The organism is Dyadobacter arcticus (assembly GCF_011762185.1).
GTDB classification, from domain to species: Bacteria; Bacteroidota; Bacteroidia; order Cytophagales; family Spirosomataceae; genus Dyadobacter; species Dyadobacter arcticus.
The window spans coordinates 1,169,598-1,193,581 of the sequence record NZ_JAASQJ010000003.1 but is presented as its reverse complement, the minus strand read 5'-3'; the positions used below and the strand labels follow the sequence as shown (position 1 = coordinate 1,193,581).

Annotated in this window: 19 protein-coding genes; 12 read left to right on the top strand and 7 right to left on the bottom strand. The window is 44.4% G+C overall.

Annotated elements, in window-relative coordinates; translation table 11 throughout:
- The first annotated feature begins 29 nt into the window (after window positions 1-29).
- A complete protein-coding gene (locus FHS68_RS26690; RefSeq protein WP_208408348.1) occupies window positions 30-251 on the top strand; it encodes a hypothetical protein in 222 nt (73 codons plus the stop codon).
- Between the two features lie 448 nt (window positions 252-699).
- Here FHS68_RS26690 and FHS68_RS18485 read toward each other — a convergent pair whose 3' ends face one another.
- Both FHS68_RS18485 and FHS68_RS18480 read right to left on the bottom strand, forming a co-directional pair.
- Complete coding sequence (locus FHS68_RS18485; RefSeq protein WP_167273008.1) at window positions 700-1,053, bottom strand: SnoaL-like domain-containing protein; 354 nt, start codon at window positions 1,051-1,053, stop codon at window positions 700-702.
- Window positions 1,054-1,343: 290 nt separating this feature from the next.
- Window positions 1,344-1,874, bottom strand: a complete 531-nt coding sequence (locus FHS68_RS18480; RefSeq protein ID WP_167273005.1) for an SDR family oxidoreductase — start codon at window positions 1,872-1,874, stop codon at window positions 1,344-1,346.
- Here FHS68_RS18480 and FHS68_RS18475 point away from each other — a divergent pair.
- Window positions 1,862-2,233 carry a winged helix-turn-helix transcriptional regulator gene (locus tag FHS68_RS18475; RefSeq protein ID WP_167273002.1) on the top strand — a complete coding sequence of 124 codons (372 nt, stop codon included), beginning with the start codon at window positions 1,862-1,864 and terminating at the stop codon, window positions 2,231-2,233. The genes FHS68_RS18480 and FHS68_RS18475 overlap by 13 nt on opposite strands.
- An 86-nt stretch (window positions 2,234-2,319) precedes the next feature.
- On the opposite strand, the gene FHS68_RS18470 is transcribed toward FHS68_RS18475, so the two are convergent.
- Both FHS68_RS18470 and FHS68_RS18465 read right to left on the bottom strand, forming a co-directional pair.
- Window positions 2,320-3,360 (bottom strand): PDDEXK nuclease domain-containing protein, encoded by a 1,041-nt coding sequence (locus FHS68_RS18470; RefSeq protein ID WP_167272999.1) that lies wholly within the window; start codon window positions 3,358-3,360, stop codon window positions 2,320-2,322.
- 48 nt (window positions 3,361-3,408) lie between these two features.
- Window positions 3,409-3,840: a helix-turn-helix domain-containing protein gene (locus FHS68_RS18465; RefSeq protein WP_167272996.1), complete on the bottom strand. Its 432-nt coding sequence runs from the start codon at window positions 3,838-3,840 to the stop codon at window positions 3,409-3,411.
- 214 nt (window positions 3,841-4,054) lie between these two features.
- Between FHS68_RS18465 and FHS68_RS18460 the strand changes: the two genes are divergently transcribed.
- The 5 genes from FHS68_RS18460 (at window position 4,055) to FHS68_RS18440 (ending at window position 12,377) form a co-directional block, all read left to right on the top strand.
- Entirely contained in the window at window positions 4,055-4,711 is a 657-nt protein-coding gene (locus FHS68_RS18460) for an RNA polymerase sigma factor (protein ID WP_167272993.1), read from the top strand.
- Window positions 4,712-4,791: 80 nt separating this feature from the next.
- Window positions 4,792-5,838 carry a FecR family protein gene (locus tag FHS68_RS18455; RefSeq protein WP_167272990.1) on the top strand — a complete coding sequence of 349 codons (1,047 nt, stop codon included), beginning with the start codon at window positions 4,792-4,794 and terminating at the stop codon, window positions 5,836-5,838.
- 172 nt (window positions 5,839-6,010) lie between these two features.
- Window positions 6,011-9,349, top strand: a complete 3,339-nt coding sequence (locus FHS68_RS18450; protein WP_167272988.1) for a TonB-dependent receptor — start codon at window positions 6,011-6,013, stop codon at window positions 9,347-9,349.
- 11 nt (window positions 9,350-9,360) lie between these two features.
- Window positions 9,361-11,034 (top strand): RagB/SusD family nutrient uptake outer membrane protein, encoded by a 1,674-nt coding sequence (locus tag FHS68_RS18445; RefSeq protein WP_167272986.1) that lies wholly within the window; start codon window positions 9,361-9,363, stop codon window positions 11,032-11,034.
- 74 nt (window positions 11,035-11,108) lie between these two features.
- Window positions 11,109-12,377 (top strand): polysaccharide pyruvyl transferase family protein, encoded by a 1,269-nt coding sequence (locus FHS68_RS18440; RefSeq protein ID WP_167272983.1) that lies wholly within the window; start codon window positions 11,109-11,111, stop codon window positions 12,375-12,377.
- Window positions 12,378-12,416: 39 nt separating this feature from the next.
- Here the strand turns inward: FHS68_RS18440 and FHS68_RS18435 are convergent, their stop codons facing one another.
- Window positions 12,417-13,283 carry an AraC family transcriptional regulator gene (locus tag FHS68_RS18435; protein WP_229211953.1) on the bottom strand — a complete coding sequence of 289 codons (867 nt, stop codon included), beginning with the start codon at window positions 13,281-13,283 and terminating at the stop codon, window positions 12,417-12,419.
- 552 nt (window positions 13,284-13,835) lie between these two features.
- On the opposite strand from FHS68_RS18435, the gene FHS68_RS18430 reads away from it, so the two are divergent.
- From FHS68_RS18430 to FHS68_RS18415, 4 genes are all read left to right on the top strand, one after another.
- Complete coding sequence (locus FHS68_RS18430) at window positions 13,836-15,611, top strand: patatin-like phospholipase family protein (protein ID WP_167272978.1); 1,776 nt, start codon at window positions 13,836-13,838, stop codon at window positions 15,609-15,611.
- 56 nt (window positions 15,612-15,667) lie between these two features.
- Window positions 15,668-16,813 (top strand): caspase family protein, encoded by a 1,146-nt coding sequence (locus FHS68_RS18425; RefSeq protein ID WP_167272975.1) that lies wholly within the window; start codon window positions 15,668-15,670, stop codon window positions 16,811-16,813.
- On the top strand, window positions 16,810-17,997 hold the full coding sequence (locus tag FHS68_RS18420) for a hypothetical protein (protein ID WP_167272972.1): 1,188 nt from the start codon (window positions 16,810-16,812) through the stop codon (window positions 17,995-17,997). Before FHS68_RS18425 ends, FHS68_RS18420 begins: the two co-directional genes overlap by 4 nt.
- Before the next feature lie 93 nt (window positions 17,998-18,090).
- Entirely contained in the window at window positions 18,091-19,158 is a 1,068-nt protein-coding gene (locus tag FHS68_RS18415; RefSeq protein WP_167272971.1) for an MBL fold metallo-hydrolase, read from the top strand.
- Window positions 19,159-19,316: 158 nt separating this feature from the next.
- Here FHS68_RS18415 and FHS68_RS18410 read toward each other — a convergent pair whose 3' ends face one another.
- On the bottom strand, window positions 19,317-20,159 hold the full coding sequence (locus tag FHS68_RS18410) for a helix-turn-helix domain-containing protein (RefSeq protein WP_167272968.1): 843 nt from the start codon (window positions 20,157-20,159) through the stop codon (window positions 19,317-19,319).
- A 3-nt stretch (window positions 20,160-20,162) separates the two neighbouring features.
- The gene (locus FHS68_RS18405; protein ID WP_229211952.1) at window positions 20,163-20,696 is read right to left on the bottom strand and encodes a cupin domain-containing protein; all 534 of its coding nucleotides are present in this window, start codon (window positions 20,694-20,696) and stop codon (window positions 20,163-20,165) included.
- Between the two features lie 476 nt (window positions 20,697-21,172).
- On the opposite strand from FHS68_RS18405, the gene FHS68_RS18400 reads away from it, so the two are divergent.
- Window positions 21,173-23,908, top strand: a complete 2,736-nt coding sequence (locus tag FHS68_RS18400; RefSeq protein WP_167272963.1) for a T9SS type A sorting domain-containing protein — start codon at window positions 21,173-21,175, stop codon at window positions 23,906-23,908.
- The last annotated feature ends 76 nt before the right edge of the window (window positions 23,909-23,984 follow it).

Below are 23,984 nucleotides of genomic sequence, written 5' to 3'. Positions count from 1 at the left end.
ATAAAACACAAAGTATCAGGTATTACATTATGAAGGTTGCAACCCGGGCCATTGAACGACTTCATGCTTTGGGAGGAGAAACTTTTGGGGTTTCGGTAGGCAATGCTAAACGTTTGAAAACGCCTCTGGAAAGAGGCCGGGACGTGAAGCATGTCCAGGATTACCCTACCACCATGTCGGCGCCCTGGGAAATGTCGCACCGGGGACGTTTGTCACGTCGAGCGCTTCGTCGGTGTTGCTGGCAACCGTGACGGTCTTTCTTCACTGCCGGACGGAGAGTTTCTGCCCCCCCTTTTGAAATGAATTGCATTGAAACCCATTTTCAAAAATCGGTTTCAAAAAAGTACAGTGACCGCCATTTTATTATTAGCAGGACAGCCAATCTGAGCCGTCCCGCAAAAATACACAAGGACCTGGGACGCACCTGCTGCATGTCCCGAAACTGGTGTAACCGGGGCTGCCCATTACTTTAAAATTATCGGCCAGAAACGGTAATCGGATGAATGAGCCTGTTTATACCTAGTGGCTTTGGAAGATAAGCTGCCCGAAAACGTCGACTACAATGTGAATATCAAGCGGTGAAACCGATTTTGACTTGAAAAGTCCAGGATTATTGCGATTGATATTCTTTCCGGATTACGAAAACGTTGCGCATGGATGTCACGCTTTGTTTCTTGCCTTTTAAACAAACTTTATGTATCAGGCGATGAACCTTTCACGGATAATTTTACCATCTTCCCAATCTTGAATAGCGACTTGGGTTACTTTAATAGCACCATTATTAGCGTGGTCAAAATCCAGCGACCAAACCAGAAAACTACGGTTGCCCTTTATAATTTTTCCGACAGCCGTGAAGTCCCGGACTGCGGTTACTTTGGATAATAAGTCAAGCCCGATTTTTTCATTTACAGTCTTGCCTTGATGTGTTATTCCATCCAAATCTGTTTTTTCCAGGTTTTCGTGGTAAAATTTTTCAAAGGCTTCCATTGGTTTTCCTTCTGCAACCAAAGACACTAATTCGTCTAATGCTGTTGCGATTTGTTGTTCTGTCATTTTTTATTTTTATTAAATGATTTATAAATTTTCTAACAATTCATTTACGGATAGCCGATTATTACTATTTGGGTCTGAATAAGGGTTTGAATTAAAATACCTATATGAAATTTTGTCATCTTGCCCAATGATAAATGCAGAAAGCTTCACTAAGAAATCACCATTTTTCTTGTAAAATCTGGTGCCTTTTCACCAACTATTAAACCACTTTGCGCGATGGCGACAGTTGAAAATAAAATTGCTGTGAGTGCGGAAATTATGTTTCTCATTTTTATAGATTTTGTTAGTTATTAGATTAATCTTGAACCACCATCAACATGGATTACTTCGCCAGTAATAGAAGCATTTGACATTAAAAAGACTGCGGCTGAGGCAACTTCGTCAGCGGAAGCTATTTTTTTAAAAGGTAGTCTTTCAGCTACATTTGCTAATATTCCGATTTTATTTTCTCCCATAATACCATCCCACATGGGTGTATCTGTATTGCCAGGTGCAACGGCATTAAAACGAATCGTTGGAAATTCCATAACCAATACTTTTGCTAATTGCTCCGCAGAAGCCGTAGCTAAGCCAGAAACCCAGGCCCCTGTGATCGGTCTATCGGTAGAAACACCACCGGTAAAAGTGATAGAGCCAGCAGATTGGCAACAGACAACCCAATGCCCGAACTGCCACCAACGATAATGATGGTTTTGTCCTTCAAATTTTTCGTTATCATTTTTTTGCTTTTTGATTACTAGGAAACAAAGGTAGAAGCCAATATATTTACTGCCTAAAAAGGAAGTACATACAATTTGGTAAGTATAAAATGAGAAAGACAAATTCAACCAATCACGTCAACGAAAAGGCAATCACGATTAACTGCCCTATTACTTCTACCATGCTTGCCATTGGTGGACGATGGAAAATAGTTATCCTTTGGCAGCTTAAAAATGGGTCGTTGCGGTACAATGAAATCAGGAAGGCAATTCCTAATATTTCCGAGAAGATGCTTATCCAGCAATTAAAAGAATTGATGCAAAGCAAGTGGGTGGATAAAAAAGATTATAACGAAATCCCGCCACGGACGGAATACAGTTTGACACAAATTGGGAAATCTTTTATGCCAATTTTAGAAAATATTTACAATTGGGGAATTGCAAACAATATTACAGCACCCAGACAAGAAGACGGGAGCTAAAAACGGTATTTCTGCAATTTGGGCTGGACGTTGTAGCAATCAGCAGCAGTGTATATCAGAGCTACAACTATGATATTTCATTGAATTTATCGAGAAGCATTTTCATTCAACTGCGTTTTAATAAGCCTTTTCTCACGCTCAATCTCCGCAATCAACTCTTCCGCTGTCGGCAGATAAAGCATATATTTAGTAGCAAATAGCTGCTTGCTATCATTCAGAATGCTATACTTCACAACAGTTTTGTCTTTTTCAGTGCAAAGAATAATTCCTATTGTAGGATTGTCATCATCTTGCTTTTTCAGATCATCGAACATTCGGATATACATATCCATTTGCCCGGTGTCCTGGTGTGTAAGCTTGCCTGTTTTTAAATCGAAAAGAACAAAACATTTAAGAAGGTAATTGTAGAAAACCAGGTCAATGTAGAAATGACTTGTTTCTGTACTAATCCTGAATTGTCTTCCTACAAATGAAAATCCTTTTCCTAATTCAAGTAAGAATTGTTGCAAGTTTCCGATTAAAGCCTTTTCAATGTCTTGCTCCAATGCATTTACCGGTTCTGGAATATTCAGGAATTCGAAAACGCAGGGGTCTTTAATGAATTCATTTGCGGGAATTTTGTCAGAGTCTTGATCGTGAATCGAGACGTCTGACTTGGTTTGCGAAGAAAGTAAACGCTGATAATACAAGGAATTAATATTGCGCTCCAATGTTCGCGTGCTCCACGTTTGATTGGCACATTCTTTGAGATAATAAGCCCGTGCATCTGAGTTTTCTATTCTCATAATCAGCCGGTTGTGGCTCCACGACAATTTGCTACACACTGCGTAGCACATTACCTCATCAGGATAGGTAAGAAAAAATTGTCTGAAATTACGAATATTGGCATAGGAAAAACCCTTCCCTAATTCAGCAGTGAGTGCAATGGACAGCGTTTTCAAGATTGCCTCTCCATAGGCAGCTTTTTGCTCTCCATGCTGTTCTTCCTGCACGATCCGCTTTCCCATTTTCCAATAGGCTATTACCATTTCACTATTTACTGCACTATAAGCCTTCTGTCGGGCTAGCTGTAAAATTTGCACAACATCTTGTATCAAAGACGTTGCGGGAGTGTCAGATTCGCTCATCGGTGTTATAGTTTCAAATGATTCAGTATCGGAATGAAGATAATACCACTAACGATCCCCAATCAGCCTTTCCAACAATTTTATCTGATCATCCTTTGCTTTCAGCAGTTCTGCATTCAAACGTTTATTTTCCTCCAAAGCTTCTATCCATTTTTCGATCGGATTTACATTGTAAGTAGGCTGCAAATTCACGCCACTTGATTGGTCATGAAATTGCTGGAATGTATTTGAGATAATGTTGATTGCCTGTTGTTCATCAAAATTCCGGATTGCCTCAGCCGGTATCTTCAAAATAGCCGCAACTTGTTCCAATATGTCAGAATCGATCTTTTCTCTTTGTTCAAGTAGAGAGATTTTTTGCTGGTTCCAGTCTTCGCCGAGCTCGAAGGCGAGATGATCTTGTTTGATCGAGAGCATTTCTCTGAATCGCTTGAGATTGCGCCCTTCGTGGATCTTCGGGTTGGAGGTAGTATGCGCCATGCGGAGAGGTGTTTGGTTAAAAAGGCAATTTATGGAAATCCATCGGGAAGTTCCCGGATATTTTACGGGGATCGACATGTATGTTACCGCACTGAGATGTGTGTACCATTTGCGGAATCGTGTTTTTTCAAATAGCATTCATGCAAGGTTATGAAGCTGATTTTGACGCAAAGTCCTTTATCCAATACAATTTTTAATCAATAAGTTTATAAATATGCATAAGCAATATACTTTTGCGGTATGCCAATGCCGAAGGATATCAATCACAAGGAACTTCCTCTCGTTTCCGCCGATCTGGCAGGGGATCATTTGCTTTGGCAGGACTTCAAAAAAGGCGACAACATGGCTTTTGAGGCGATGGGTCACCCGATTTTATCCAATACTGCTCAAATATGGGATCCGCCTTGTCCGTGATCAGGATTTCGCACAGGATTGCCTGCAGGATTTTTTTATAGACCTGTGGAACCGGCGTTTGGGACTGGATGATGTTCAGGTTGTAAAGTCTTATTTGTTGCTAGCCTACCGCCGCCGGCTTTTTCGCGAACAAAAGCGCAGTACCTGGTTCAACTTCGCTACCAAACTCGATGACGAACTTGATTTTGAAAGTCAGTTTAACATTGAAACGCACCTGATAGAACACGAGACCGAGCACGAAAACCTCAATAAGCTCCGATACCACCTGGGCACGCTCACCAAAAGACAGCGCGAAGCGATTTACCTGCGCTTTAATCAGTCGATGGGTTATGATGAAATCGCGGAAATCATGTCCATCAATCACCAGTCTGCCGTAAATCTTGTTTACGAATCGCTTCGCTTACTCAGAAAAAACTGGCTTCTGGCCCTGCTAACTGGCCTTTTCATTTATTTCTAAAAATTTCTCCCTTTTTTCCAGTATTGCAACCAGCGAGTTGCCTCATTACCTATAAGACTTGGGTAAGTTTTAATTTATATATGAAAAATTACAAAGAATTTCTGGCCGAAGACTTTGTTCAGGATCCGTACTTTCGGAGCTGGGTGCTCGGTGAACTGGATCTGGTAGATTCGTTTTGGGAGAATTGGCTGATACTCAATCCCGAAAAGAATGAGTTAATAAGGCAAGCAAAAGCAATGGTGATCGCACTGCAAATGGATGATCAGCCACTTTCCTCCGAGGTCGTCGACGCTGGTCTTGAACGGATATTTAGTCAAACGACCAGGCGCAAAGTAACTCCTATTTATCAGCAATCCTGGTTCCGCGTTGCGGCGATGTTGCTGCTGGTATGCGGCCTGGGCTGGGGAATATTTGGTGTGAACAGACAAAATGCTAAACCGGATCAAGGGATAGTGCTCTCCGAAACCAAAACCGCGGATATCAAAACCATCCATTTAGCCGACGGTAGCGTCGTAACCCTGGAAAAAGGCGGAAAACTTACGGTGGACGAGGATTTTGGGAAGAAAGACAGAACGGTCTTTCTAACCGGCGAGGCATTTTTTGACATTCAAAGAAATCCTGATAAACCGTTCCTGGTGGTCAGCGGCAGTCTGGTGACGCGGGTCCTGGGGACCAGTTTCCGGATCAGCGCTAACCCTACGGACCCGGAGGTATCGGTGTCTGTCAGGACCGGAAAAGTGACCGTTTTTCGTGAAACGGCCGGAAACCGCTACGCAATGCCTGCTGAGCATCTGGTGCTGACGCCAAATCAAAAGGCGGTGTTTACGAAATCAGCTGACAAATTGGTCAAAACCCTTGTCGAAAAGCCGGTAATCCTGGATGCGAAAGCTCCGGTTGAAAAGTTTGAGTTCTCCGAAACATCCATTCCCGATGTGTTCGATCAACTTGAAAAGGCCTATGGCGTGGAAATCATTTTCGACAAGCAACTGCTTCAAAACTGCAATTTGAATGCATCATTGGGCGATGAGCCATTATTTGAAAAGCTGGATTTGATTTGTGAAACAATCCGTGCAAAATACCAGATCGTCGACGGGCAGATCATCCTCGACGCGCAAGGATGTAAATAAGTGCAATCATCTAAACCCTATTCTATGCTGAAACAAACCAAATAATACACAAAAAGGCCGGCTGTGCTTGTCCCACTGCCGGCCCGGAAAGTCCCTTCGCATCATGCTGCTGCAAACAGCTGAAAAGGAAGTTTTTGCCTAATCTTCAAATCATACAAAAACAATCAAAAGTATGGAAAGTCATTTACGAATACGTGACCTATGTCTTAAAATCGTGAAAATCTCATTGACCCAGTTCTTCTTTCTGATCGTGTGCGCAAGCATTGCTTATGCATCGGATGCCTATGGCCAGGAATTGCTGGAAAGGCGATTGACACTCAGGATGCAGGATGAGGAGGTTAAATCGATTTTAACTAAGATTGAAAATGATGCGCACATCCGGTTTATGTATAGTCCCCGTGCGATACAAGCCCAACGGCATACGTCGATCCAGGTTACTAACCAGCCTTTACAAGAAATTTTGAATTTACTGCTGACCCCGCTTGCCATTCAGTTCAGGGTCGTTGGCAACCGCATTGTCCTAAGCCCGCAGAACGAAACGGGCCTAAACGGCGCTAACGCGGACAATCCACCTGTTATCGAGCAGCAGGTCACGGGAACTGTCGCGGATGAAACGGGCGCAGGGTTGCCCGGTGTAAGCGTTCTGGTGAAGGGCAGCCAATCGGGAACCACAACCGATGCCGCTGGCAGGTATAAGCTAACAGTACCGGATAATTCGGCAATCCTTGTTTTCTCGTTTGTCGGGTATGCCACGCAAGAGGCCGCCGTTGGAAGTTTAAGCGAGTTGAATATGACCTTAAAGCCTGATTTGAAGTCGCTTGAAGAAGTGGTCGTGATCGGTTATGGCGCGCAGTCACGCAGAAATGTGACCGGGTCGGTGTCCAAGGTTAATATGAAAACCATTGAAAACCTGCCTACGACCAATGTTTCACAAGCGCTCAGGGGCCGCGTTGCCGGTGTGCAGTTTATTGACAATGGTCGTCCGGGGCAGGGCGGGAGCATCCTGGTCAGGGGGCAGCGGTCGATTTCGGCAGGCAATAATCCATTGATCGTTTTGGATGGCATTTTCTTTAACGGCAGTCTGGCCGACATTAACCCAAATGACATCGAGTCGATGGAAGTGCTTAAAGACGCGTCGGCCGCGGCGATCTACGGATCACGCGCCGCCAATGGAGTGGTATTGATCACATCAAGAATGGGCAAAACGGAAAAACCAACGATCCGCTTCAACTCCTATTACGGCGTTTCAGACTGGAGTTATAAAATGAAGCTGCTTACGCCTGAACGATACGTCCAGAAAACGCTCGACCTGAGAAGCCAGACCGGCCTGGAAGCCGATCCCGCGAAGATCGAAAGCTACCTTACCTCCACGGAAGCTCAAAACTACCGGGACGGGAAGACGATTGATCCCTGGAAGGAAATTTCACAAGATGCGGGCATTCAGTCCTATGACCTGAGCTTATCAGGAAGGTCTGCCAAAACCGCTTATTATTTATCAGCAGCATTTGTGAAAGAAAAGGGATTGATCTACAATGATAACTCGATCAGGACTTCGTTCCGGGTGAATGTAGACAATCAGATTACGGACTGGCTGAAAATCGGCGTCAACGCCACCTACATCAACCGAAATCTGTCCGGGCAGGAGGCAAGCGTTTACAACGCTTATTGGACCAGTCCATACGGCAAGCTTTACCATGATGACGCCAAAACGCAGCCAACGCAATTTCCGGTTCCAGAGGATCAGCTCATTGGCAATCCGATGGCCGGGTTGCTGAACAGGAATGAAGAAATCAACCAGAATTTGTTTTCCAATTTTTTTGCCGTGGCCGACATTCCATTTATCAAGGGATTGAGTTATCGTCTTAATTTCTCGCCTAATCTCAGATGGTCACACAATTATAATTTCAACCGGCAGGATAGTAAGCGCCCACTCGTCAACACCACCAGCGCCAGTAAGGTGAACCGCCAGGATTACGATTGGGTGGTCGAAAACATCCTGACCTACAATCGCCAGATCAACGATAATAACAGCCTGGACGTAACGCTGCTGTACGGACGCAACCATATGGGCTGGGAATCCACTAGCGCGAGCGCTTCGCCGCTGGCCAATGATGCGCTGGACTGGAACAACCTGAATCTCGGACAAGTGCAGATCAGCCGGTCGGACGGTGCAGCATCCGATGGGATTTCGTCCATGGCCCGGTTCAACTATCGTTTTAAAGAGCGCTATCTTGCAACGTTTACAGTGAGGCGTGATGGGAGTTCGGTGTTTGCTGCCAACAACAAATACGCCACTTTTCCCTCTGGCGCATTGGCCTGGGTCATGTCTGAAGAACCATTTATCAAACAGATTTCCGCCATTGATTTGCTCAAATTCAGGGTATCCTATGGGTCGGTAGGCAATCAGGCCATAAGTCCCTATCAATCGCTTGCCTTATCCGGGACCAGCCAATACGTTTTCGGCGACGGCGGCTCCACTTCGACGGGTATCTACACATCCAATATGGCCAATACCGACCTGAAATGGGAAACGACCCTATCGTCGAACGTTGCATTGGATTTCGAACTACTCAAAGGACGCATTGGCGGAACGGTGGAATATTACAATATGAATACACGCGACCTGATCCTGAGCCGCGCATTGCCGACTACAACCGGTTTCAAATCGGTGCTGACCAACCTTGGGGCCACCAATAACAAAGGTTTTGAACTGACACTCAATACCATTAATCTGCGCGGGGCCAAGTTTGAGTGGAGTAGTAATGTGGTGTTTTCGGGCAATAAGAACAAGATCGTGCATATCTACAACAGCGATACCAATGGCGACGGCAAGGAAGACGATGATCTTGGAAACCGCTGGTTTATCGGCAAGCCGGTAAGCATTGCATACGACTATCTGTTTGATGGAATTTACCAGGACGGCGATGCTTTTCCCACCACGAGTTACAAGCCGGGCTGGGTGAGGGTTAAGGATTTGAATGGGGACGGGAAGTTTGATGCCGCCAATGACCGGAAGATTGTGGGGCAGCTTCAACCCAAAGTCCGGTGGGGAGTGACAAACAATTTCCGGTATGGCAATCTGAACTTGTCTGTGTTTGTCAATGCAATGGAAGGCTGGATCCAGTCGCTGAGCGTACTCGACATCCGCAATGCGCCGACCGGTGCCGGCAACTATCCGGAGCGCCCTGCAAACATGATCGACGCGGGTTGGTGGACGCCGGAAAATAAGTCTGCGACGCGACCGGGCATGAGCTACACCAATCCGCTGGGGCACAACTATTACATGAGCCGGAATTTTGTGCGGTTACAGGATGTGTCCTTATCTTATGATTTTCCCAAAACACTGCTTAACAGGCTGCATGTGGGGAGTTTAAGGATTTATGCAAGCGGAAGAAACCTGCTGACTTTTACGGATTGGCTCGGACCGGACCCCGAAAGCGGTTACAATACGCAGGGTAACTTCTATCCCACGCCGCGTACCATTACCATGGGTTTAAACCTAAGCTTTTAACTTCTGATATCATGAAAATTTACATATACAAAAGATTTTACATTGGGATACTAGCACTCTGGCTGGTTTTTTCAGGAAGCTCCTGCAAGGATGATTTCTTAACCGAAGTCCCGGTCGCCCAGCTGAATCCGGACGCGGTACTGACTACCAAGCCCGGATTTGAAAGCTACATTACCGCCTTGCATGTTGCCGCCCGGGAAGAATTCGCCGGTTTGGATGGGTTGCATGCGCAGGTGACTATGAATATGGGAACCGATGTGGGTACGCCCGCCTTGACCACCTATAATTTTGTGGATTACAATGTAACGCTCACACCCACCTACCAGGGAGCGCAGTATTACTGGGACTGGGCTTACACCAGAATGCTATCCAGGGCCAATACGATTATTACCTATGCCGAAAAACCTGAAAATACCGCAATTTGGGCAAGCGACGCGGAAAAGAATGCGGTGATTGCGGAAGCAAAATTTTTCCGGGCGTACACCCATAACCTGCTGGCCAATTTGTTCGGCGGCGTGCCCATTGTGGAGCAAATATTCTCCGGGCCCAAAACGGACTTTGTGCGCAACACCCGAAAAGAAGTTTACCAATCAGCTGCCAATGACCTGCTCTTTGCCTCGCAATGGCTCCCGGCCACCGTTGACAAGAGTAAGGAAGGGAGGATTGTGAAGGCCGCGGCTGAACATTTGCTGACCGAAGTTTTTATCAATTTGGGAGAATATGACAAGGCGATCGAAAGTGCCACAAAGGTTATTTCGTCGGGGACTTATCAGTTAATGACTACAAGGTTCGGGAGCGATAAAGATCTTCCCGGCGATGTTTTTTCAGATTTATTTAAAGATAAAAACATCAACCGGAGTTCCGGAAACCTGGAAACAATCTACGCTTTGCAGATCGAGGACCAGACTCCTGGCGGCAGGCCGGTATCCAGCATTTATGGCGAAACGAATGGGGGCGCGGGAGGAAATCACTGGCTAAGGGCCTGGGGGCCTTTTTATGCTAATCTTAAAGATCCGGCTGGCAAATCTGGCATGGTACTGGTGGATTCGATGGGCAGGGGCGTGGGCTGGATCAGGCCTACCAATTATTTTATTTATGATATATGGAAAGATAATTTCTCGACTGATATCCGGAACTCTCCGTATAACATCAGGCGAAACTATAAATACACCAATCCGACATCTTCCTATTTCGGGAAACTCGTTGGAAAGCTAACTGGTGAAATTGATACGATGCAATCAATATATCCTACTATCCGAAAAATCGAAGGGAAAGTGGGACAAACTACCGACAATACTTATGGCAAAACATTCAAAGACTATCCGGTGATGCGGCTGGCGGAAACCTACCTATTGCGTGCCGAAGCGTACATTCGTAAAGGAGAACAGGTCAATGCGGCAGCCGATATCAACATGGTACGTAACCGCGCGAAGGCCAAGCCAGCACTGGCAAGTGAAATGACAATCGACTATCTGCTGGACGAACGCGCCCGGGAATTGATCGTAGAAGAGCAGCGTCGCCGGACACTTTCCAGAATGGGTAAGTTGGTGGAGCGGGTAAAAAAATACAGTATCAGGGCCTCAACACGGAATTCCATCCTCGAAAAACATGAACTGTTCCCAATTCCGCAATCCGCAATTGACGCGAATTTTTCCGCTACGCTGGAACAAAATCCAGGTTATTGAGCGGCATTTTATTGCTATTCTGACGACATCCAACATTAAAAAGTTAGTTAAAAAACATTCAATTCAATATTCAAATGGACAGAAAAAAATTTCTCCAGCAGCTGGGTGCAGTATCCGCTTCGGGCCTTTTTTTAATTCACCCCGCGATGGCCGCGGCATTGGCTAAGACAAAAAAAATCCTGGTCGTATCGGGTTGGCAGGATGTGAACATTGGCGACATTACCCATACACCCGGTTTGCTGCATATTTTGGAGACTTACCTGCCCGAGGTGGAGGTTACACTCTGGAAACGCAGCCGGGGCGAGGATGTGAAAGCCATGCTGAACAAAAATTTTCCAAAAGTGAAAATCATCTACGGGGATGTGGACGAGGCTTTGAACGTCAATAACCCGGAGGTTACCGAAGCTTTCAAAACCAATGACTTCATGCTTCACGGTTCTGGCCCGAGCATTGTCGGCCAGGTGAACCTGGAAGCCTGGGTGAAAGCCACGGGCAAACCGTATGGCGTTTTCGGCACGACGATCCAGCAAATCAATCCCAAACTGAAAACGCTTCTCGAAAAAGCAAGCTTCATCTATACCCGGGAAACTGCTTCCATCGGTGTTTTGAAAGAAAACGGCATTGCCGGAGACCATATCGGATTTGCTCCGGACGCGACATTTTATCTTAACATTGCGAACAAACAAAAAGCGGATGCGTTTCTGGCTTCCGCGGGTTTGACGCCCGGGAAGTTCATTTGCGCGATTCCCCGACTACGATATACGCCTTATTATAAATTTGCCAGCCGTTCGGGGTGGTCGGAGGAGCGGATCAAAAAGGTCGAAGAAACGAATGAAAAATACAAGGAGGCGGATCACGCCAAGCTACGGGAAGCCATTATTGCCTGGGTGCGGGAAACCGGAAACAAAGTGCTCGTTTGTCCTGAAATGACCTATCAGGTAGAAATTATGGATGAATTGCTCATTAATCCGCTTCCGGACGATGTAAAACCATTTGTGATCAAACGCGGGTACTGGCTGCCCGATGAAGCAGCATCAGTGTATGAAAAAGCGTTTTCGGTACTGAGCTTCGAATGCCATTCACCCATTATCGCGGCAGCGAATAAAACACTTTTCTTCTATTTGAGGCAGCCGGAAGATACCATCAAAGGACAAATGTATTATGACCTGGGGTTCAATGACTGGGTTTTTGAAATTGAGCAAACTACCGGCAGGCAGATTACGGACCGTTTGATGGAGGTTTGGAAAAATCAGGCGGCTTCAAAAGAGAAACTGGCCAAATCGATGCAAAAGGTGGGTGAATTGTATAAAACGGCTACGTCCAAAGTTTCGAGCGTGGTGTAATCGATGTACCGCAGGCAGATCTGGGTGATTAGTGCGAAATCAAATGTTAGCTGATCCTTCGCCGAGCTTATTTTTCCCAGCTGTCTGCATGTATTCTTTTCTGTATTTCATAGGAGACTGTCGCACGATCTTATTGAAATGCTTGCTGAAATTGGACCAGTTGTGAAATCCGCTCTCGTAGCAAATTTCTGTGATGGACTTCTCCGTCGTGACAAGCAGTTTGCAGGCGTGGGAAATCCGTATTTCGGTCAGGAATTGAATGTAATTTTTCTTGGTACTTTTCTTGAAATAGTGACTGAATGCGGAGACACTTTGATGGGTAAGACTGGCGACATCTTCGAGCAGGATCTTTTTCTGAAAATTTTGCATCGTGTATTCAAAGACCTTGTGGATGCGGTCCTGGTCCTGCTTGGAGAAATTCATAATGGCTGACTGTGTCAGATAGCTGATTTGATCCGATATGCTGATCTGGTGCAGGCAGTCCAGCAGTGCGGATAGTTGCGTAAACCCGGAGAGCGATTCGATCCTTCGAAGGGTCTGTCCGACTGTTTCCCTAAGTTCTCCTTTCAAAACAATGCCTTGATTAGCTTGACTGAGCGTCTTCCTGATCAGTTGCATTTCGGGAAGCATTAGAAAGTTTTCTCCAAAAATATCCTCCCGGAACTGCACGACGATGGCGCTGCAAATCATATCAGGTTCTTTTTTTCTGAACCAATGGGGCAGATTTTTACCCAACAAAAACACATCTCCTGCGCTGTACTCTCCGATATGGTCACCAACAAATGCAGACCCGCTCCCGACCGCTTCAATCAGCAGTTCATATTCCTCGTGCTGGTGCCAGGGCGTTTCGAAAAACGGGGTCATGTAGGAACGGGCCACAAATGAGGTGCTACTGTCTAAAGGCAATTTTTGAACAAGGGGTTTCATCTGTTATGTATTACCATTTCGGCACATAAATGTATTAATTGTTCAAAATAACATATAAAAATGCGATAGTAGCGATGGAATCGACATTTAATTTCTCGGTACTTTGTCTTGTTAATATTTCAAGAAGAGGCTTGAACGATTTTTGCTCCTCACTTCAAAAATTCATTCAGGAGCGCCGATTATCAAAAGTGGCTCCTCTAAAAATTAAAGGAATTGGAAGCAGACCCTTTTGACATGAAGTTTTTTCCAGATTGGACTAATCACTAATAGAATTCATTTCAACTCGTCGGCCTATATTTTGGATCTAATGCAAAGAACCTCTCGGCAACGAAGAAATAACCCATGAGTGACCAATCAGCTATTACTTACACAATTTAGGATGGATCTCGATTTATGATGTCCTGCGATAAGATTTTTTACCAGAATCCTCGGTTTTTACCGTTTAATCATAATATCTCGAAATAGTTTTATGAGACAGAAATAATGGCGAATTTCCGGTAGCTAACGACTCTGCAACCCTCGACCATCACAATGAAAAATATAGCTCTTGCTATGTCCGGAGGCGGATTTCGTGCTGCGGCATTTTCCCTCGGAGCAATTGCTTACCTCAATCAACTTAAATCAGGGGATACCTCTCTGCTGGAAAGGGTTAAATTCATTGGTTCTACTTCCGGCGGTAGCATTGCCAATCTCGCATATGCGGCAGGAATTTGCAGCGGAACTTCATTCCATGAGATCTACCATCTGCTACTTGAAACACTGGAAGGTGAGCGGGTGATTACCAAGGCTTTCGAACTTTTGGATAACGATGGGATATGGAAAAACCATCCGGAGAAAAGCCGCAATTTGATCAACGCCTTCTCCATGGCATATAATGAATTGATATTTCCCGGACAGCATCTCGATATTTTGAATTCAGAATTGAAGTCTACTCATATAGAGGAAATTTGCGTGAATTCGACCGAGCTGGCAAACGGACTAAGTTTCAGGTTCCAATCGCAACATCCGGATGAATCCATAAGCAAGGGTAAAATAGGGAACAGCTATATCCACTTCAAGACCGGTACCTCTGAGATCTTTGGCAAGGTCAGATTATCAGATATGCTGGCTGCATCATCTTGTTTTCCAGGTGGATTTGAGCCTATGCTATTTCCAGAGGACTTCACTCACGCCCAGCTTGATGCAAAAACACTTACAGGTGCGATTAACTACCGGGAAAACCCGTTTTCGACCCGAGATAACCCAGAGGATTTGTTCAAGGATAAGGATTTTAAATCCAATCCCAAGCGCTTTGGATTGCTTGACGGAGGTATCGCCGACAACCAGGCCACTGACAGCATACTGCTTGCTAATCAACGCAGGGTGGAAAATAAACGGGAACCGTTTGATATGATCCTGATCTGTGATGTGACCAGTTATCTGATGGACGCTTTTACGTTGCCCATGCAGAAGAAAACATTTTTAAATAATTTTTCTGTCAGGTTTATACAACGGTTTCTGTTTTTACTGGCGGGACTTTTTCCTATTACGATTTTGGGACTGGTTTTTTACGGCTGGAAGCCAAATTTGACACTGGTATTACTCCCGCTCCTGGCTGCATTTTCCATTAATCTGTATTCAAGGTTTCAAGCGAAGGCTGCCAAAGAGAATGTGCATCAAACCAAGAGTACGTGGGGTATTATTTTTTTTCGCTATGTAAAATATTTTTTAAAGCTGCGCCTTGGGTTGATCTCGCAGATGATAGAAGCCAGGCTCAAATCGGTTTTCATGATTACGTCGGATGTCTATTTAAGACAGATCCGGGCGCATTATTACAGCAAGTTGTTTTCCGACGACAAATTCCGCAATATCGTCGTAACCAATGCAATTTATGATTTGAGCCTGGTTAAACAGAATGCCCGGAATAGAGAGGAGCATTCGGAAAAGGAAAACGGTAATACTTTGGCCGGGAGGGAATCTTTGAGCGGCAAAACGGTGCTGGAATCATCGAATAAAATCATCCAAGTAGCAGAAAAAGCGCGTTTGGTAGCAACTACATTATGGTTTGATGAACATAGCCGGGGTAATGACGAAAAAGCTGCTGTTGTTGCGACCGGGCAGTTTACCCTTTGTTATAATTTGATCAAACACCTGATAAAGGTTCGGGAGCGTGCGCTGCTGGTACCGTCGGTAACAGAACCCGTTCAGAACGACTCATCAAAACAAGTTTTCGACCAAGACACTACTTTACTGCTGGAAATGCTTCTGAAAGATTGGGAACGATTTAACGAAGACCCATTCTGGCTATACAAGCAAAGCTTTAAGTAATGCATTGACACGGTAAACAATCCCATCTACCTAGAACACATTTAGAAGCAACAACTATGATACAAGAATTTAATGCCGGCGAAGCAGGTGCTAAAACACATGTACTAATGATTGGTGTAGGTGGTTATCCGTTTCTAAAAGGAGGCACCAGCGTTAAGCAGCAATTTCCTGAATTAGAGGACCTAGGCCAGCTTACTTCACCAATGGCTTCTGTTGTGTCTTTGTACGAAAAGATGGTTGAGTATAATACCAAAAATGTATGGAGCAAGAAGTTGGGTAGCATAGAAATTTTACTTAGTCCGCCACCTGGTTCCGCGCCTGTGTTACCAGGTTTAAATATCGAGAATGCTAGCCTGGCAAATATTCATAAAGCGTATTTTTCGTGGAAGGCAAGGTGTGATCAGGATGAAGATAATGTGGCCCTGTTTTATTATTGCGGGCATGGATTTCAAAAAAAATATCACTTTCTGCTGGCGGATGATTTTGGCGCAATACCACAGAATCCCTGGTTGGGAGCTTTTAATTTTGATGACACACGTGACGCTTTTTATTCCTGTAAAGCCAAAACACCGATCTTCCTGGTGGATGCCTGCAGACAGGTTACTCTCAGAATGCTAGAAAGTGACTTGACAGTACCACCAATCGAAAATCCTTCCTTATTTAACCCTGAGGAAAGTAAAAATCACCTCACGCTGAAAGCGACAGCCTCGGGCCAAAGCGCTTATGGAAAAAAAAACCAGCCGACCTATTTTGTACAGGCAGTGATTAGCGGACTTGACGGGCTTGTGGCAAGGCAGGATGAAAATGATGATTGGTTGATAGAGACCAGTGGGTTGTGCACCAATATTCACATGTTGCTTGAATTAATTAACAGCAAGCAATCTTTTAAACAACGTTGCCAAATAGCTTGTGGCGTTCCAACCGATATCATTAAAAGAAAAGATGCCCCGATCGCATGGTTGGAAGTTTCCTGTACCCCTGATGAAGCTTTAGCACTTGCGGGACTGACTTGTGTAGAAGATATAGATGTTGAAACGGGTACACTCAGTCGTATACCAATGGTCGATAAGTGGAAATTAAATGTTAAAGCGGCAACTTATAAACTGGGTGCAACCTTTCAGGCTGGTGATAATTTTAAAAATAATACAAAAAAGGCCTCGCTGATTCCCCCTTTCAAAAAAGTAAAACTTGTTTGCAAATGAGCGCTACAGATAAAATACCAGGAAATGTATCGGTAAGAGTAACAACGTTCATGCCCGATTCTCAAAGGATACCCAAGCTTATTGAGATATTTGACAAGTCGCTAAAGTCTATATGGAGCCAATGGTATGAATCAAATGAATTTATTATAAATGATTTACAGCCAGGAACTTACACTTTGAGGCTTTCTATGAGTTCCGGCATACAAAAAGATGAAACATTTGAGCTAGAGGAAGGAAAGCGGAAAGAGATCACGATCGAGATAGGTAATAACAGCCCGCACGAATCGCATGAGTGGGCGTATCTCAATAAAAGCTTTTCAATTGAATCAATCCGGGATACGGATATGAAGGCCATTCAGTATTACAAGGAACCGGGAAAATTGGTCAATAGTAAAATATGGAAATTCAGTGATGGTAAGTGGCAGCAGAAATTGCTTCCGCAGTTTATGAGCCAGAGGATACGTAGGGATGGAAATGTATTTACTTACCGTACAGATGATCTGCTAAGCGTTCTCGAAATCAGCGGGCGAGCCATGCCAAACCTCTATGTAAGCTTGCCTCCGGGAAATGATTTAAATTGCCTGGTAAAACTAGCTGAAGGCGAGGGTGAAGAGATCCACCCGATTGATGTTACTGTATCGACGGATCATTTCAAAGCGGAAACATTAATTGCATTGCTCACAAGCGGTAAAATACGGCAAGCTAAGAAACTCAGTAATGCGGCAGAAGCAGAAGAATTGCTGTATCAAAAAATGGTTAACCCGGTCGCGGCTGCTATTGGTGGTTATTTTTTATTGAAAATAGGCGAGCTTGAGCGTTTGCATGACTGGGCGAATAATCTCGCCAATTGGTTTCCATGGCTGCCTGATGGAGCGATTATTCACGCTACACAATTGCTGAATAAAAAAGAAAAAACAAAAAACGATATTGACTTGATCAGGAAAAGATTACTGCAGGCTGCCGGAGAAGGAGTACCAGTGTATTCCGAGGGATTACGCCTTCTCGAAAAAGGATTGACGCAACTGTGGTATCATTCTGAACAAAAGGATAATGAAATCAAAAAAGCACACGATAGAATAGGTGATTATCTTGGGGTAACCGATTTCAGTCAGGAAACCACCACGTTTATCGGCATTTCCCCGTCTGAACCCGGAATGAGGGCACCGAAGAAGATCAAAGTGTAAGATCAGTTCAATAGGATCCAGCAAAAAAACAGTCATGGGACACCGTCGCAAACGGTTGATAGATAAAATTTTAATATAAATAACAACTGCTCTATGAAATTTGATGTTAATTTTTTGCCCGCACGTTATGGCGATTGTATCTGGATAGAATATGGTAACAATAGCAAAACCCATCGTATACTGATAGATGGTGGGACAAGCGGTACCAAAGCCGATATCAGGAAGTTGATTAAAGCCTTACCGGAAGATCAGCGGCATTTTGAGTTAATCGTTGTTACACATATTGACCGAGATCATATTGAAGGTATATTGTCTTTATTAGAAGAAGAAGAGCTAGCCTTTGAAGTGGATGATTTCTGGTTCAACGGCTGGCAACATCTGCCGGAAGATGAGGATGAAGTATTGGGGCCAGTACAAGGTGAAAGACTCACTGCTACTATCACTAAACATAATATTACTTGGAATAAAGCATTTGGGAAGAAAGCTGTGGTAATACCAGGTTCAGGAGACCTTCCAAAAATACAATTGCCCGGCGGCATGACAATAACATTGCTTTCTCCATTAATTAAAAACCTTGTAGATCTCAGACCAAAATGGGAGAAAGAAGTTAAAGATGCAGGGATGGTACCAGGTTTTGGAGCATTGCCTGTTCCTGATGTGGAGGATGATGAAGAACATCTTGGCCTTTTACCAGATGTAAATGCATTGAACGATGAAGATTTTCATGAAGATAAAGCTGCGGCAAATGGCAGCAGTATTGCTTTTTTGGGCAGCTTTGGAGGAAAGACAGTTTTCTTTGGCGGGGATTCATTCCCCAGTGTTGTGCTTGATTCCCTGAATAAATTATATGACGATAAAGCACCGGTTGATCTGGTAAAACTCTCTCATCATGCCAGTGCCCACAATACAAGCCCAGAACTGATTGAAAAATTTGACTGCAATAAATACCTTATCTCCACCAACGGCTCAAATTACCATCATCCATCAGCCGTTACAATAGCAAGGGTCATTAAAAGGGGAGGTGCAGGGGTAGAACTTAATTTTAATTACAGGTCTGAAGACAATGAAGTATGGGATTCTCCCACGCTAAAAAATAAACATAGCTATAAGGCTATTTTTCCAAAAGAGGGTAAGGTTGGGCTAAAAATTACTGTCATTTAAGTTTAACCGTTGCTCAATTAGAAATTTAAAACATGGATATGATTGATCCCTTTTCCTGACAAAATGTTGCTAGCCAGATAGCTTATCAAAATCAATCAAAACCCTGCAAATCAATGATTTACAGGGTTTTTGTTTTTTGGGACAGTGTTGAAATATGCTTATCCTTCCTTACGACCAAATATTCGCTCAGGAGCATGATTTTCGTGCTGAGAAAATTCATTGGGGGTGAGCTTTGTAAACTCTTTAAAGTCGCGTACCATGTGTTGATAATCATAATATCCCGATTCTACGGCAATGCTCAGCCAATCTTTTCTGGGTTGAGCATTGCTCATTTTCATGGCTTTATCGAAGCGGATAATGCGGTTATAGAGTTTGGGACTAACACCCGTGCGCTGAATAAAATTTTGATAAAATTGCCGGGTACTCAAACAAGCCTGATCAGCCAGCCATTCTAACGAAACTGTACCAGGGTTCTGAAGCATAAACAGACCTACTTTATCGATAGGTTGCTCTAGCCTCGGTTTGGTACGGTTAATTAAATAAAACAGAAAATTTTCGACGATTGGAATCATCTCAGTGTAGTGGCTCGTATAGCTTAATCGTTCGTTCACCCGCCGTATTTCACTGCCGAAGACTGCCTCGGCATCCAAAAATGAATTAGTTAATTCGCAGGCCGGAATGCCTGTTAATCTGAATAAGGCTCCCGGCTGAAACTGTACTTGGAAAACCATAAAATTTCGGCCGACATATCGGTTCGTTACAATCGTATATTGACCATTGAGTGTTGAACAGGGCTTTCCAAGCAACTTTCCATCAAAGCCATATTCAATTTCTTCGGTATCTTTTGGGTAAAATGCTAGCGAGTCTTCGCCTCGTGGCCAGTAGGATTTTACGGGTAGGACAGCCATCGACTCAGGAAATGAACAGCCTACAATCTGTAACTGCCTTACGTAGCAACGTAAACCAGGGCTAGGAGATCGATAGTCAAAAATAGCATCCATATTTCATTTTAATGACAGAGGCGGCCCCAGCACTTTCATGCCATGTTCCATATGAATTTTCTGTATTTGATCTTCACTTGGTGGACCTTTAAGCTGATTCAATTCCGAAAAGAATTGTTCCATTGTGCCGGAAGGCTGTACTAAATATACTAACTTCCCGGTATCCGACATCTGTATCCAAGTATGCGGTACGTTTCGTGGACCAAAAATTGTATCGCCGACTTTAACCATCATTTTTTCACTCCCAACCTGGAACAGATATTCTCCTTCAACGACATAAAAGATCTCGTCCTGGTTAAAATGTATGTGAAGCGGAGGTCCCATTTTTTCCTTACCAACATACTCAAATACAGAGACACTCCCCGCGGTATCTTTTGAGGATACCTTTAAGTCATTGGCATTGACAACCCGAAAGGGTGTACGTTCTCCAAACCGTGTTTCGCCGGCTTTTATAAGAAATCCTTTTTCAGGTGCTTTGGAAGTTGTTTGTGAGTGAGAGGATGTGCCCACAGTTGTAAGCGCTACTGTTGAAACCATTGTGGCCTTTGTTAAAAATTTTCGACGTTGCATAACAGATTAGTTAAAAGTGTGATGCAAAGTTGCACTGGTTGGTCAGAGGTTTAGTGGTAAAAATCAGCGAATGTTGAGGTCAAAATGGCAATTGAGCTGGTGAAAGTCATCTATTTGTTTCTTGATATTTAATTAATTCAAAAAAAAGTTAAAATAATTTTAATGTCGAGGGGGTCTTTTTCGATACTTCCACGTCTTTCGGGATATGGATGAAAAAGACTACAAACTGTTTGACAGTAAGGCATTTTTGGAAAAATATCTCCAAAACAAGTCGACGTAAGACTTCCATAGGCTCCCAATCATACGATGATCATCTAACAAAATATTTTCATCTACCTCATATTCAGCCAGCTAGCTCGGATCGTAGTAGGTCCTTTGTTGTACGAAATGTTTTCGATATCTGTAAAATAGTACTATATAATTAATAAATAAATTAATTAATTATGAAAAATATCTACACCCTTGCTGCTGCTCTGACAGCTCTGATTTCCTTTTGCCAAGCAGGCAATGTTACTAACCCTCAGTTAAATAAGATTGCATTTGTTACGTTCGAGAAAGTTGAACTCTCTTTTGGCGTCGATCAGACTTATGCACAGCCAAATGACCCGGAAATAGTCGCGGTAGACGCAGAGGTGACACTGCCAGGCGGTAGTACTCTTATTGTGCCATGCTTTTTCTTTGTTCCTGTCACTTTCCAGGAGTCTTCACCGACTTTTTGGAATGCAACTGAAAATGATGCTCAAAAGCAATGGAAATTACGCTACTCTCCAACGGTGCCCGGAGCGTATTCGGTACGCGTCAGAATTAACGACGGGGCTACGACCTGGTCAGCACCCATAGCTTTCAACGTGACGCAGGGCAATGCGAAAGGATTTGTGAGAATTGACTCTGATAATAAGCAGTTTTTACGGTTTGATAACCAGGATCCTTACTATCCGGTTGGCCATAACTTATGCTGGAATTCTGGAACCCTTACCAAGTTCTACGATGACTGGATCACGGATCGGCTCGCACCCAATCGCGTCAATTGGACCCGTTACTGGCTGACCGATTTTGCACGTCAGGCCCTTGAATGGAGCCCTTCACATTGGTCGGGCTGGTATGGTGGGCTGGGAGCATACAGTCAGAAAGCAGCTGGATTGCTGGATGATGTGATCAGCTCTCACGAGGCAAACGGCATTTACATGCAACTCGTATTACAGCATCATGGCCAGTTCTCAACGAATGTGAACCCGGAATGGGATGGGAATCCGTATAATACGGCAAATGGCGGCTTTTTGTCGCAACCAGGGGATTTTTTCACAAATGCCCAGGCAAAAGAACAAACTAAAAAACTGTATCGCTACATCGTTGCGCGCTGGGGATATTCCCAGGCCATATTGAGTTGGGAGCTTTTTAACGAAGTTGAATTTACCGGCGGAACCGATGCTGGCATTGATGCCTGGCACGACGAAATGAGCCAGTACCTGAAAAGCATTGACGTAAACAGGCACCTTGTGTCCACCAGCTCCGGCGGCGACGATTCTACCATTCCGCTCATGGAAGATAACGTTGATATGGACGTACTTCAATGGCATACGTACAGCAATCAGATCGAGAAGGCTATTTATACACGGATACCGGCATTTGCTGCACTTGGGAAATCGACAATGAATGGAGAGTTCGGGACCGGCATTGCTTATCCAACCGACGGCTCACATCCCGATAATTGGGGGGATCATGTCCGTAAAGCGATGTGGATCAGTATGATGAGCGCCTCGCCCGCCATGTTTTGGTTTTGGGACACCTACATAGAAATTAAAAACTTATCGTCTGTTTTCAAGCCACTGGCAACATTTCTGGAGGGGGTTGATTTGGCAAAAACCAACAACGGGACACCTGAAAAACTAAGGTTTGCAAGTGCACCAAGCGTTTCAGGCTCGGTAACGGTAGTGCCGGGCGTCTCTGACTTTGGAGCAACGAACGTGCCGAACCCGTTCATCAGTACGGTTTCCGCCGACGGCGTAGCTTCCAACCAAACAACACTGAATACGTTCATCCAAGGGTCGTATCAGGGCAACCGTAACCGCGATCTAAGTTTCACGCTTAATTTCGTGGAATCAGGCAGTGCCTCACTGGTGGTAAGTGGATTCTCCACTTATGGTACAAAAGGATTTGAGGTTTCAGTTGACGGGGGCACTGTCACGAACTGGGACATCACCTCAGCACAAACCTATACATTGAACAACATTCCTGCTGGAACGCATACAGTACGTTTTAATAACACAGGGCAGGACTGGGTCCAATTCAGTCAGATTGTGTTTACAGGAACATCGCCGACTTATTCCGTGGAAGCATTTGGCTACACGGGCGTCGAAAACGCTTACGGTTACATAAACAATCTCGCGTACGGCGATTGGGCCGCACCGCAAACCATTGCCGAAGTTTCTGATGCTTCTCTTGAGATCGAGGGATTGCAACCAGGAAACTATAAGGTAACATTTTTCGATCCTGTCACGGGCAGCTCGCTTCCGGTTACAAATATTACCCATGATCCCGACGAACTTCCCGACGGCCGCACCAATGCATTGGCGCCGCTAATCCTGGAATTGCCTGATTTTACAAAAGACCTGGCCTACAAAGTCGAATTCAGCAGTTCCCTTCCTGTACACCTGATCTCTATTTCAGGCGAGGCTTTGGAAGACGACATACGGCTAAACTGGTCCGTGACCGACCAAGTGAACAATAAAGGATACGTGATTGAAAGAAGCCTGGATTCCAGAAACTTTAAGCCCATTGGTTTTGTCGAAGGAAATGGCGACCAGGCCGCACTCACCACCGAGTCATTTGTTGACAAGGACATTTTGGGAGGCAAAACCTATTATTACCGGCTGGAACAACAGGATTTTGACGGGTCCTCTGCATTGTCCAAAATAATTGCCGTTAAATCCAACGGCCGCGAGAATGGCCAGCATGTTTATCCGAACCCAAATCACGGAAACTTTACACTCGAATTGCCCGACGCGAACAACAAAACGATTAAAATGTTCTCTATAAACGGTATTGAGATTCCTGTAAACCGTGAAATTAAATCCGGGAATGTGGTCATCCAGGCAAAAGGCAAGGTCGTGCCAGGTGTGTACTATCTTAAAATAAGCTCAGGCCTGGAAAAGAACACATTTAATGTTGTAATCCATTGATTGGTATTGACCAAGAACCAATTTCGCAGGATGCTAATATTCCAGCCATTTTGCTGGACATGATGAATTACCTTCC